We start from the raw sequence: 11,978 nt of genomic DNA on the forward strand, positions 1-11,978 counted from the left end.
ATATCGGGTCCTACCTTTTCTTTAGTCATCATCATTATTGTCATTGTTCTGACCACGGTTTCGGCCTTCGCCACTACCGTCTCAGCCATCACCGGTTCCACCGCCGGTATCGCCGCCGGTATCGCCGCCGGTATCGCCGCCGGTATCGCCGCCGGTATCGCCGCCGGTATCGCCTCCAGTACCGCCACCTTCACCAGTACCTTCGCCGTCACCTTCGCCGTCACCTTCGCCGTCACCTTCGCCATCACCTTCACCGTCACCTTGGCCGTCACCTTCGCCATCACCTTCGCCGTCACCTTCACCATCACCTTCACCAGGTGGAGTTGGAGGTAGCTCAGGAACGACTTCTTCCTCTTCTACAAGCTCAGGAACCTGAACCGACTGTGTAGCAGGGTCACTTCGGCTTTCTTTGTTGTCATCAAGGAAAGCGGTGATCTCAAATGTAAATGTTGCCCCAGGGTCAGGGTTATTCACTGCCAACCCAAGCTCTTTGGTTACAGTTAATCCTTGAGGGGCTCCCTCATTCACTGCAACTTTCACATCAAAGCTTACATTTTCCAATTGATCTTCAGGGTAATCCCAATTTAACAGAATTTGATTGGTAGCTTCGTCATAAGTGGCTGTAAAGTTTGACGGACTAGTAAGCTTCTCAAACTCTTTTGATACTTTCGTAGGTTCCGTACCTTTAACGAAATACTCATTTGTAATTCGATCTTTCGGAGTGAATTCACTCGCTTTAAGCGGTGGATTCGATCCTTTTTCGATAGCAACTCTTACGACACTTTTTGGAACAGGGAAGTCCTCTTTATCCTCATCTGTCGTAGAGACATGCTCCATCAGCTGCCTGAATATCTCTCTTGATAAATACTGATCCTCAGAACCGGATGCAATACTTCTTAAGTAGTTATCTTCGCCGCCCTTGTTGAATCCGGTCCAAACAGCAGCAGTGTAGGACGGGGTGTATCCTGCAAATAGTGTACTTGGAGCTGCATCTGCTGGAATGTCATACTTTTGCAGGTCATCAGATGAAAAGTTGGTAGTACCTGATTTACCTGCAAGGTTCAAGCCCGGTACATTAGCTGCGCGAGCCAAACCGGTAGTTATGGATGTTTTCAGCATGTCTGTAATCATGAATGCAGTAGAATCCTTCATCACTACCTGCGATTCCTTATTTAAACTAACACTCTTGCCGTCCTGGAATACGACCTTGGTTACAGCAAAAGGTTCTGTGTAAACGCCGCTATTTCCAAATGGGGCATACGCTCCAGCAAGTTGAAGAGGGGAGATGCCTCGATTGAAACCACCGATCGAGTATGCTTCCGGAATATCTTCGCCTAGTGGAATGCCAAGTTTCACAGCAAAGTCGCGCGCTTTATCGGCTCCAACCTCCTGGAAGGCTTTCAATGCCGGGATATTACGTGAATCCGCAAGATGCTCACGGATACTCATCACACCTTTATGTTTTTTGTCCCAGTTGTTGATTGGGTCGCCGTTTGTATAAGTTACCGGTTCATCATCGATTTGCTGATAAGTGGACCAGTCCAGATGCTCGATGGCTGGGCCATAGTCCAATATCGGCTTGATTGCGGAACCAGGCTGAACGCGGATATCTGTTGCATAATTCAGGCCTGTTTTGACATGGTTGCGACCGCCGCCGATAGCACGGATTTCACCTGTTTTCGTATCAATCAAAGATACACCGGCCTGGAAATCTTCATTTTCCGGATAGGCAATGCCGCTCTCATCAGATAACAAGTATTCCACATGCTCCTGGGCATCCACGTCTAATGTTGTATAGATTTCCAAACCATCAGCCTGGGGATCCACTTCTCCAAGCTGTTCGGATATTTCTTCGATTACTCGATCCATGAACGCATTGTATTTATTAGAGAAGTTGGTTTTTTCCACATCGTTTGCCAATGTAGAGTCAACAGGAATGGCCTTTGCTTCATCCGCTTGTTCCTGTGTTATTTTGCCATGTTGTACCATCAAACTGAGAACAATATTGCGACGTTTTTCAGCATTTTCCGGATTCGTCAAAGGATTATAGTTGTTCGGACTTTGTGGAAGTCCTGCAAGCATTGCTGCTTCATGCAACTCCAATTCATCCAGTGATTTACCGTAATAGTTTTTAGCAGCTTTGGCTACTCCATATGAATAATTGGAAAAATAAATCCTGTTTAAATACATTTCAAGAATCTGCTCTTTACTGAAGCGAGATTCCAATTCGTATGCAAGATAAAATTCCTGGGCTTTTCTTTTTAACGTTTTATCTTTGGATAAGAAGGATAATTTCACTAATTGTTGTGTAATTGTACTGCCACCCTCTGAACCGAAACCTCTTGTAACGTTGGCCAAAACGGCTCCAGCAAGACGCCTGTAATCCACTCCCTTATGTTCAAAGAAGCGGACATCCTCTGTTGCAAGGAAAGCATCCTGCACCAGCTGTGGAATTTCGTCATATTCCACATATTCCCTTGCCTCATGTCCACCTATTTCAGCGGCCAGTTCACCATTCCTATCATATACCTTGGAAGGGACGGGAACTTTTAAAAGAGTCTCATCAAGAGGAGGGGTATCCTTTACATAGAATGCAAATGTACCTATTCCTGTAAGAAGACCAACAATACCGACTATAAGTACGGTAAAAAAGATCTTTTTGAAAAGATTTTTTCGTTGTGCTGTTTTAGGTCCCTTTTTTGCACCTTTTTCTTCCTGTAATGCTTTTCTTCTCTGTTCTCTAGATTGATATTTATCTGCCATGTAACAGACCTGCCTTTCTCCGCTTTTGCCGTGATTCAGGGGTTAGCAATAGACACTGTCTATTATTTTAATATAATCAATTCTTGGCTGAAAACCTATAGGTATCAAGTACCCGTCCTTTTCAACCTCTTGCTTTGTAATTGATTTTCTTTCCCCAGCTTCTTTTCTCTCCCAGTAATAAAACAACCTTTCAGCCGGTAGCAAATAGACTTCATTAAAAACACGGAACAATAATATGACGAAACAGATTCCATTTTGTTTCACTACTTGCTGCATATGTTGAATCTGATGCTCATGGAAATTCTGAAGCGGAAAGGAAGTTTTATTTTTGGTTTCCTTCGCTTCAAAATCAATATATTTCCCTTTGTATACACCATTAAAGTCAGTAGTGGATGCCTGTTTGAAGTAGGCTTCCTTGATGACCGCCGCACTTCTTTTCGGATAATGGACATCTACAATCTGAATGGGTGTGGGTTTTTTATGAACAACAGCAATCTGATGATGCAGATAATACAAATTGGATTCATGCAAGTCGTCCTCTAGTGTCATTCCTCTGTTTCCGTATAGGACGGGAGCCTTATTTTTAGAAGACGTATTTGCGGTTGACTGAAATACTTTTCCGTTTGGGTATCGGATATTCATAAAATTCCCCCTATAGACCAAAACTAACCTTATCTAGGAAAAAAACGTCAAATTTATTTGGCGAAACACCCCATGCCTGTGCAAGGAGGAAAAGAGTTGAGTCTTTCTTCGATGCTTCAAAGCTATCATTCCATTGGTGAAAAAAGGAAAAATTATGTATATTCCTTTCAAGAAAATAAGTTTATCACTAGTATTAAAAAAAATACAGCAAAACATAATCTTGATAATATTTCCCGTACAAAGGCATACGCCAGCTTTTATGAGCGGAACAAAAGTATCAAATGGGCATTCTTGGCCAGCATGGTGTCCCGTAATGCCGGATGGAATATGACTGACCTCGAAGGCCGATGGTTCACCCTTGCGCTAGATTGGCAGCAGCGGTTTCCCTTGTTCTATACGTATGAGCTCGCAAATTGGATGATCTTTCAGGATGCCTTTCCGCAACTATTAATATATGAACTATCCTCCTATTATAACAAATCATATTTCCATCTATTAAAAGAGTTCCGCGTTTCTTGCTTCATGGAATATGAATGGCTGAAATTTTGGGAGGAAGGGGACGAAGAACGCTTAATTACTTCCCTGATCATCAATGAACAAAACCTCATCCAGAAACCGGTTCTTCAGAGCCGCACTTTAAAAAAGAAAGTCTTTAAGACAATGGTATACTCATTTCAGGATCTCGGGCATTTCAGTTGTGTCGTATTCCCGACACTTGAAGGAAAGCTGTATGGTTATTCCGTCCATGGATTTCAAAAGTTGACCAACAGAATTGATTTGGGCAAAAGACTGGCTGCACTGTTATTTTCACCAGAGCATTATGAATCCTTTCACCAATTTTCAGTCCATACAGAGCATACAGGTTCAAGAAGAGATTATGAACAGTACATAAATAACAGGCTTCTTCGCGAAACACCGATATTGAGGTCTGTCTATCCGGTTATCAATCACGAAAAACTACTTCAGGAGGATTGGGTTTTTAAAGGTGCTAGAAAGCTGGGGAATTGGAGGGAGCCTGTTCAAAGAAACCCCAAACAGGAAGAACTGACAAAATGGTTCATCCATAAACAGCACCAATTGCATGGGCTGATTGCTTTTAGGAATTGGTTGTGATCGAACAGAACAAATGTTTAAGTGCAGCGATAATATTTGTTTACAAATATTTGATCATTGAATATTGAGATGAATTCACATGTGCTTTATGGGGAATCACTATAAGTTAGTCAAATAAAGAAGATAGGGAATCAAAAGCACGGATTGATACTCTGAGTAAGCAGAGAAGAGAGGGAATCAAAAGTGGCAATTGATTCCCAAATAAAAGCTCAGAATGAGTTTAGAGGGATTCAATAGGATAAACGCTAACGGCGCCTGACCCTCAGTGCTTTAACGCGACATCGCACTGAGGGTCAGGCCCCTTTTTCTTATGTCGAAGGACGATTCGGTCCGCCTAATTTCTTGTCTAGTTGTTCAGGTGCATTCTCTGCAGCATTTCGATTGTGCTGCTGCTGGCTTTGCTGTTTGCTGTTCTGTTTTTTTGCCATAATCCATTCCTCCTATATATTTGATGAGTTTGCATTTTTATTTTCCCCCGTACATTTGTAAACATGCAATGTCGCAGAAAAACACTTTCTTTGGCGAATTAGTTCTAGTTTTGTCACATGAGAAGGTGGAAGGGAAAAAGCGGCGAAATGTAACAATAATAAAGTATGGAGGGGATTATTATGTCCAATGTTGTATCACGCTATGATGTCTCTAAGTTGTTTGATGATATGATGCTGCAAATGGATGTGCTGGAGCAAACCATGTCCAATTCCATGAAAATCGAGCGGGAAGAAATGGAAGAAGTCATGAAGGATCAGATTAATCGGTTGCATTATACATTGGATGAAGTGGAAAAGGTAATGAAGGAACAGAAAAATCATAAGATGGAGACGAAGCCGGCCATCCCGTTCAATCAACGTGCTTATTCAGTTTCTGTGTAGAAATTTTCATTTTTATGGTACTATTTATTGCTAGAGGTGAGAAGATGGAAAGCACTAGCAGTAATGTATTGACATTGACGCAAAAGCTATTGGATTTTATAGAGGGAATTGAATCTCGGTTTATTCACACACAGGAGAACAAAGTGGAGCCTGATTTTTTTAACGAGGTAAAACCTTTTGCCGATGAAGTGCATGCTCTCCTGTTGGAATGGGAGAAGGAGACGGTGGAGTGGATAGGGAGTGCAGCTCCCAAGTATATTCATCCGCAGCAGATTGTCAGTACGGTTGAAAATGTTAATCATGTAACGGTCCAGTGTTTTTACCCGGAAACCCGTGAGAAAAGGTTCAAAGGGATGATCCAATCGATCCGTTATGTATTGAATGATATACTATCAAAAAAATAGTGAAAACAAGTGCCTGTACCCTCATGGGGCAGGCACTTCCTTTCTTTATCGTTCTTTCTCTTTTTGAATGGTGACAGGACGGTTTCCGTTTTTGGCAGAAGGCTCAATCGCAAATTCCGCCTTTTCAAATACCTTTTTCTCTGCAGGGGCAGATCCTATGGTAGGTTCATGGCCTTTTTTCTTGTGTTGAAAGTGTTTTCCACGGCTCATCGTTCATTCCTCCTTTATCCTCCTTATTGTTCCTCAATTTTTCAAGTTCATTACATTGAAAATGAAAAAGGAGATCCTGATGTGGGATCTCCTGTCAAAAAAACATATCATGTTAATTCTAAAATATCCTCGAAGGTCTTTGGCGGAACTGCACCTTTTTTCTCTAGCTCTTTGATAAGGCATCGAAACTGTACAATCGATAATTCTTCACGTAAATAAAGCTGCCTGGCAAAATCCATTAACTCATTTTCTTCCATTGGTTCATAGCTTTTACAAGTAACAAATTTGTGATGAAGTTCTTCTAGTACCACCAAAACATCCCCCCACTTTGAAGTTACTTTAATAGTAGCATGGGATTTGAATTTTTCTTGTTTTTGAAAAAATGAAACTTCCGACAAAATGGGACATAAAATATAAAAATTTCCAATAGCATGATGGATGTTGACCGACAAGGCAATATAGGCACGTTTCCCAACTGTCATTCATATGTTATGGGTAGAGCCAGATAAGAGGAGGGATCTGAATGTTTAGGAGAATGTACGGAAGACCTAGACATTTATCATATAACAGGAATATGTCTTTATTGAATCAACTGCCTTCTATGCAGAATATGATGCCTTTTATGAATAGTGGCAGCTTTCCAGGTATGACAGCTGGATTCCCTTTTACCGGAGGGATGGAAGGTTGGAACCATGAGGCATTCAACCAGAATGGGATGAACATGTTTGCCAACCAGGGTGTTCCGAACCAGAATTTCCAAGGTATCCCGGTGGTTCAGGGATTTCCTTTTCAACAAAATGGTATGATGCCCCAAGCAGGATTCCAGAACGGAATGCAGCAGCCGAGTGGCGTAAATGGCATATCAATGTTCCCATTACAGGCTGGTGTGCCACAGGGAATGAATATGTTCCCACAAACGCCATTCATGAATCCTTATCCGACGCAAAATCAGAACAATAAACCACAATCCTCACAGGTTCAATCGTTTATGAATCAGTTCAAAGGGCAGGATGGGAATGTAGACATGAAGAAAATGATGGATACAGCGGGCCAGATGATGAACACGGTAAATCAGTTGAATAATATGGTAAAGGGAATAACAGCCACGTTCAAGGCTTAAAAAAGGATGCCGGGATATTGGCATCCTTTTTTACTTCAGAACTGTCATAAAGATATATTGCAGCGTTTATTTTGCAGGACAAGTTTCTCTAAACTACAATAACTCATAAACCTCATTCAATTGCTGAAGACGGGGGAAATCCTCCGACTCCAATGCATGCTTCATTTCATCTGGTAGAGAGTGATTGAGAAACTGAATCTGCTCGCCGCTCAATTCGTTGATAAAGGAAACAGTATTCTCATATCTTTTTTCATGCATCTTTAGAATGATACTGTTTGCCATCTCCCTGTCCTCACCATAAGAAGTGAGAATCTCTTGTAAGTAGGCGAGTGGCTTATTCATGATAATCGCCCTTTGCTTTCCCATCAAAAAAGAAATTATCGAGCTTTTCTTCTTCCTGATGGTTGAGAGAGGAGCTGTAATATGGATTTTCCACTTTCTCTTTTTCGTCCAGGTTTGTCTTTAAGACAAGGGACGGAGAAGTCGACGGACTGGCATAGATCTTTTTGTATTTTTCCACGTAGAACACCTCCTTATCTTTATGTTTTGTAGGGAGAGAAAAAGTATGTGAGGAGGGAGCTATCAGAAGTTACCATAAGTAAGATTGAAGATTTATGGAAAAATAAACGATAGCTTCATTTAAAACACAGCGAATAGGAGGAGTTATCATGACAAATCGCAACGATAACCGGGAGCGGAAAAATAAGTATCCCAACAATAAGGGAGACATTGAAGCCTCAAAGGAAATATCAAGCATCCAACAGGATTCCACTCCAGAGGAAAATCCAAAGTACGGATCAAAATCCCATAAAAACTAACGGAAACGACGCCACGCATATGTGGCGTCGTTTCTGTATTCAATCTTCAATTCTGATTTGCCGCTTTGATTTTTTCGGGAAACGGATTTGAAGAAGTCCATCCCGGTAGTTTGCCTGTAGTGCACTGATTTTTACATAGGACGGAATGGGAACGCTGCGACTGGATCTCTTGGCGGAATAGCTTTTGGAATATACATGAGTTCCTTCATCAGATGTTTCCAAAATTTCTTTATGATCTACACTGATCGTAATGTACCTGTCGAAGCTTTCAATCGTAATTTGTTCTTTTTTTACTCCTGCCAATTTGCAAAGGATGGTAAATTCCTGCTCCGATTCTGTTGTTTCAACCGGAAATGTAGCGTTAGCAAAAGATTGGCCGAAAAAATCATCCATTTGCCGCAAAAGCCCTTTGATAGGGGAACTGCTAAAAAAGGAATCAATGGATTGAAGAATATCGGTTTGGGGTGGATGCGAGCCTTTTTTGGGAGTTAAGTCAGAATTCTTGTCTTTCATCGTGAAGCTCCTTTCAAGTCATGTTAGTTATCTATATGTAGAAATGGGTTGGGAAGGTTCCATTTTTAATAAAGGCTAAAGGAATGAATGGAAAAAACTCATGGAAAGCCAATACAAACTATGATACGTTTGGAATAACAACCTTAACCCGAAGGAAGATTACGTATGCAGCTATTGAAAAATACATATTTCTTGAAAGTACTTAAGGTCGTGTTTCCCCTGACGATTTTAATTTTGATTTATATAGAAGGAACAAAACAGATGCGTGCTGTGAATATGTCCCTTGTTTTGCAAAAAATACAGGAAATCGGCCTCCCTTGGTTTCTCTGGATTTTTTTGTTAGGTGTATTTGCTGTTGCAACCATGATCCTTTATGATGTTTTTCTAATTAGGAAGTTGAACGTACGTGTTCCCAAATGGAAAATGTTGACACAAAGTTTTTCTGCAAACGCTTATGCAAACTTTTGGGGATTTGGCGGTTTTGCAGGGGTTGGTTTACGAACTTTGTTTTACCGGAAATATACAATGAATATCTCCTTCTTCCTTAAATCGGTCACCATTCTATTACCCTACATGTTAGTCGGATTATCTTTTTTTGCATGGATAGTACTGGGGAATGAATGGTATGCACCTATCGTTCTGCATAATTATCCGATTATAAAGCTGCCACTGCTGATTATGTGTGGCTACGGCATTTTTATTTTAGCTGCCGGATATTATACAAAAAGAGTGACAAATCACACTCAATTGACTTTGGTGGCCATATCGCTTCTTGAATGGGGATTTGCCGCATTTCTATTTTTCCAGATTGCGCTTGCCTTGAATGTTCATATGCCTCCTCATATTGTCATCCTCCTCTTCTTTATGGCAGCCATCTCCGGAGTTTTGAGCACAGTGCCAGGAGGAGTGGGAGCTTTTGATTTTGTCATACTTGTAGGAATGGCGAGTTTCGGAAATTCCGAAGAAAAAGCATTGGCACTCCTATTTTTATACCGGCTGGTTTATTATGTATTTCCCTTTCTGATCAGTACTATCTTTTTAGGGCATTTTCTTTATAAAGAAAAGATATGGAGAACCATTATTCCGGACAAAGAAGCATTTTCATCTGCATGCCATCGCATATTATCAGTTTGGGTGTTGGTGGTTGGCGTTTTGCTGCTGCTTTTCCCAGTAGTGCCAGCATTCATTCAAAGAGTGAAGCTTGCAGACCAGTTCCTTGCCCTGGAGATGCTCCAAATTTCCCAGCAGTTCTCCATTGCAATCGGGATCATCCTTTTGGTAATGGCCAGAGCGATAGAAGATAAAGTCAGAAGAGCCTATTACTTTACCTTTTTTGTATTAATAAGTGGAATGATTGTCAGTTTTTCAAAAGGGTTTCATATGTGGGAGGTGGTCCTTCTCCTCGGTGCACTCCTTCTTTTGTATGGCTCCAAACGGGAATTCCATCGTTCTGTCAGTCAATACACCTTAACCAAAATTATTATCGATGGATGCATTCTTTTTTGTATTTCTCTATTGTATGTACTAGTTGGCTCCTTGCAAATCGCTTATCTGCGGAAAATGGTGCCAGGCAGATTGCAGGATCTTTTTGCTCTTCATCCGCAGGAACTGGTCCAGGATGTGGCAGTTGGTACTGCTATTGCCGTTGTTCTCCTATACTTTGGGTTGTATTTTAAAAGAAATAGCAAATCCGCCTCACTCTTCATTAAGGCAGAGGGGGAAGAAAGGGGAAACAGATTAACAAGTGGAAACTTGCTGTTCCCGGATAAGCCTCTTTACGTTTTCACCGCTGCTACGGCTATGGTGTATTACCAAAAATGGAAGGATTCGCTCATACTCATCGACGATACAAGCCCGCTGGATAAGGAAGCACTGATCTATATGGAAAAAGAAGCAGATAGATATGGATATACGCTGATACTTCCGGGATTTCATAAGCTTGATGCTACTGATCTGAGGGAGATAGGATATTACGTACTGCGGGAAGAAAAGCACTTTTTCTTCTTTTCGCAGCAATTTCCACAATTGGAAGCAAAATTATTGATAAAACAGCTTGTCCGAACCACTAAAAAGGTGGTAAGATAGATGTCTTTTCTTTTGATTTATGGTACAATTAGTATTGGAAGAGATTGTATAACGATGGTGTCCGGTAACATGGCTTCATCTTTTTTAATCATTTTTTAAAATAATATTATTTTTTCCTAGTATTTTGGAATACTAAAAGTATATTAGTGTGGATGTAGTTTGCCCCACCTCAAAAGATAGGAGAGTGGCACTATGGCGTTTGGAAGAAGAGAAGTAGAGGAAATCGTAACAGACGAAACAAAGATTTGGGTTTGTGAATCGGAAGACTGCAAAGGTTGGATGAGAGACAACTTCAAAAGCAGTGAAACACCTTCTTGTCCTTTGTGTAAGAGCGGGATGAAAGAGTCCACTAAAGTTTTGGCAGTCATAAATAACTATAGTCAAAATCAGAAAATGTAAATATTGTTCAACAAAAATAACCATGCCTCCTAAGGCATGGTTATTTTTGTTTGTTGCCAGTATAATGCAGTTAAATTTTACCCTTATCCAAGGTAACAACGCCATCACTTTCCAGAATTCCTAGTACTACGTCCCCAATATCCGGGTCCGTATATAGCAGGTCTCTTACACGGAACTTAATATCATCAGCATCCGCCAGTGTGAAGCCTTCACGAAGCTCTATGTAGCTTTCCACATGATATTTACGTCCTTCCTGAAGAATGCGGATATTCTTGATGTCTACTACATCCGGATCGGAAAGAATCATGTCGACGATACGGTCCTCCACCTCTTTTGGTGCTGCAACACCAATTAGGCCAACCGTATTTTCATACCCTATTTTTAAGGCAATACCAATCAACAAGACACCAATCAGAATCGTTCCAACTCCATCAAGGAAATAAAGACCAGTAAAATGCGCAATCAAAATCGTTACCAGTGCTAGGGCGGCACCAAAAGTTGCAATAATATCCTCGTAGAAAACTAGTCGGGTTGGTGGGGAAGCAAGGCGAACATTTTTGAAAGCTCCCATCAACACACCGCCGCCACTGTTTTCCGTTCTCGTTTCTTTCGCAATCTCCTTTGCTGCTTTAATCAGGACGAGTCCGTCAATCAAAACAGCAATAACCAAAATAACACTGTTCAAAATGATGTTTGTGGATTCTTTTGGATGAACAATAAGCTCCCATCCCTTAATTATCGTTTCATACGCCATAATCGAGATGACGATTACAGCGACCAATACAAATAGGTTAACTACACGTCCGAAACCTGTTGGGAACCTTTTGGTTGGAGCTTTCTCCGCTAGGGCACTCCCTAAAAATACAAAACCCTGGTTAGTGGCATCCGCCAAGGAGTGGAACGTGGTGGCAAGCATCGTTCCGCTGCCGCTATAAATTGCCGCAATCCCCTTGATGATTGCCAGCACCGTGTTTGCAAGAGCCGCAATCCCAGAAGATTTATTTCCTTTTTTTAATAGTTGGAAAAAACTCATACCATCACC

General features: G+C 41.2%; 16 protein-coding genes. 7 read left to right on the forward strand and 9 right to left on the reverse strand.

Annotated elements, in window-relative coordinates; genetic code table 11:
* Positions 1–81 precede the first annotated feature (81 nt).
* The gene (locus ACQCT5_RS05360) at positions 82–2,763 is read right to left on the reverse strand and encodes a transglycosylase domain-containing protein (protein WP_499639730.1); all 2,682 of its coding nucleotides are present in this window, start codon (positions 2,761–2,763) and stop codon (positions 82–84) included.
* A gap of 42 nt (positions 2,764–2,805) precedes the next feature.
* The gene (recU, locus tag ACQCT5_RS05365) at positions 2,806–3,405 is read right to left on the reverse strand and encodes a Holliday junction resolvase RecU (RefSeq protein WP_499639731.1); all 600 of its coding nucleotides are present in this window, start codon (positions 3,403–3,405) and stop codon (positions 2,806–2,808) included.
* A 96-nt stretch (positions 3,406–3,501) separates the two neighbouring features.
* Here recU and ACQCT5_RS05370 point away from each other — a divergent pair, with 96 nt between their 5' ends.
* Positions 3,502–4,518 (forward strand): DUF2515 family protein, encoded by a 1,017-nt coding sequence (locus ACQCT5_RS05370; protein WP_499639733.1) that lies wholly within the window; start codon positions 3,502–3,504, stop codon positions 4,516–4,518.
* A 308-nt stretch (positions 4,519–4,826) separates the two neighbouring features.
* Here ACQCT5_RS05370 and ACQCT5_RS05375 read toward each other — a convergent pair whose 3' ends face one another.
* Complete coding sequence (locus tag ACQCT5_RS05375) at positions 4,827–4,946, reverse strand: acid-soluble spore protein SspM (RefSeq protein ID WP_499639735.1); 120 nt, start codon at positions 4,944–4,946, stop codon at positions 4,827–4,829.
* A gap of 180 nt (positions 4,947–5,126) precedes the next feature.
* Between ACQCT5_RS05375 and ACQCT5_RS05380 the strand changes: the two genes are divergently transcribed.
* Both ACQCT5_RS05380 and ACQCT5_RS05385 read left to right on the forward strand, forming a co-directional pair.
* Positions 5,127–5,387 (forward strand): hypothetical protein, encoded by a 261-nt coding sequence (locus ACQCT5_RS05380; RefSeq protein ID WP_499639737.1) that lies wholly within the window; start codon positions 5,127–5,129, stop codon positions 5,385–5,387.
* Between the two features lie 44 nt (positions 5,388–5,431).
* Positions 5,432–5,791 (forward strand): YppE family protein, encoded by a 360-nt coding sequence (locus tag ACQCT5_RS05385; RefSeq protein ID WP_499639739.1) that lies wholly within the window; start codon positions 5,432–5,434, stop codon positions 5,789–5,791.
* A 45-nt stretch (positions 5,792–5,836) separates the two neighbouring features.
* Here the strand turns inward: ACQCT5_RS05385 and ACQCT5_RS05390 are convergent, their stop codons facing one another.
* Together ACQCT5_RS05390 and yppF are read right to left on the reverse strand one after the other, a co-directional pair.
* The gene (locus ACQCT5_RS05390; protein WP_204414563.1) at positions 5,837–6,001 is read right to left on the reverse strand and encodes a hypothetical protein; all 165 of its coding nucleotides are present in this window, start codon (positions 5,999–6,001) and stop codon (positions 5,837–5,839) included.
* A gap of 107 nt (positions 6,002–6,108) precedes the next feature.
* A complete protein-coding gene (gene yppF / locus ACQCT5_RS05395) occupies positions 6,109–6,312 on the reverse strand; it encodes a YppF family protein (protein WP_204414562.1) in 204 nt (67 codons plus the stop codon).
* Positions 6,313–6,524: 212 nt separating this feature from the next.
* On the opposite strand from yppF, the gene ACQCT5_RS05400 reads away from it, so the two are divergent.
* Positions 6,525–7,121 carry a YppG family protein gene (locus ACQCT5_RS05400; RefSeq protein ID WP_499639742.1) on the forward strand — a complete coding sequence of 199 codons (597 nt, stop codon included), beginning with the start codon at positions 6,525–6,527 and terminating at the stop codon, positions 7,119–7,121.
* Between the two features lie 93 nt (positions 7,122–7,214).
* Here ACQCT5_RS05400 and ACQCT5_RS05405 read toward each other — a convergent pair whose 3' ends face one another.
* Together ACQCT5_RS05405 and ACQCT5_RS05410 are read right to left on the reverse strand one after the other, a co-directional pair.
* A complete protein-coding gene (locus tag ACQCT5_RS05405) occupies positions 7,215–7,463 on the reverse strand; it encodes a sporulation protein (RefSeq protein ID WP_499639744.1) in 249 nt (82 codons plus the stop codon).
* Positions 7,456–7,641 carry a hypothetical protein gene (locus ACQCT5_RS05410; RefSeq protein WP_499639746.1) on the reverse strand — a complete coding sequence of 62 codons (186 nt, stop codon included), beginning with the start codon at positions 7,639–7,641 and terminating at the stop codon, positions 7,456–7,458. The genes ACQCT5_RS05405 and ACQCT5_RS05410 overlap by 8 nt, the downstream gene beginning before the upstream one ends.
* Before the next feature lie 148 nt (positions 7,642–7,789).
* Here ACQCT5_RS05410 and ACQCT5_RS05415 point away from each other — a divergent pair, with 148 nt between their 5' ends.
* The gene (locus ACQCT5_RS05415; protein WP_499639748.1) at positions 7,790–7,939 is read left to right on the forward strand and encodes a hypothetical protein; all 150 of its coding nucleotides are present in this window, start codon (positions 7,790–7,792) and stop codon (positions 7,937–7,939) included.
* 39 nt (positions 7,940–7,978) lie between these two features.
* Here ACQCT5_RS05415 and ACQCT5_RS05420 read toward each other — a convergent pair whose 3' ends face one another.
* Positions 7,979–8,452, reverse strand: coding sequence for an Hsp20/alpha crystallin family protein (locus ACQCT5_RS05420; RefSeq protein WP_499639750.1), 474 nt, complete (start codon positions 8,450–8,452; stop codon positions 7,979–7,981).
* Positions 8,453–8,617: 165 nt separating this feature from the next.
* Here ACQCT5_RS05420 and ACQCT5_RS05425 point away from each other — a divergent pair, with 165 nt between their 5' ends.
* Positions 8,618–10,537: a lysylphosphatidylglycerol synthase domain-containing protein gene (locus ACQCT5_RS05425; RefSeq protein ID WP_499639752.1), complete on the forward strand. Its 1,920-nt coding sequence runs from the start codon at positions 8,618–8,620 to the stop codon at positions 10,535–10,537.
* 192 nt (positions 10,538–10,729) lie between these two features.
* Positions 10,730–10,936, forward strand: coding sequence for a cold-shock protein (locus tag ACQCT5_RS05430; RefSeq protein WP_204414551.1), 207 nt, complete (start codon positions 10,730–10,732; stop codon positions 10,934–10,936).
* Between the two features lie 70 nt (positions 10,937–11,006).
* Here the strand turns inward: ACQCT5_RS05430 and ACQCT5_RS05435 are convergent, their stop codons facing one another.
* The gene (locus ACQCT5_RS05435) at positions 11,007–11,969 is read right to left on the reverse strand and encodes a cation diffusion facilitator family transporter (RefSeq protein WP_499639754.1); all 963 of its coding nucleotides are present in this window, start codon (positions 11,967–11,969) and stop codon (positions 11,007–11,009) included.
* Positions 11,970–11,978 lie beyond the last annotated feature (9 nt).

This window comes from Sutcliffiella halmapala, from assembly GCF_050107295.1.
GTDB classification, from domain to species: Bacteria; Bacillota; Bacilli; order Bacillales; family Bacillaceae_I; genus Sutcliffiella_A; species Sutcliffiella_A halmapala_A.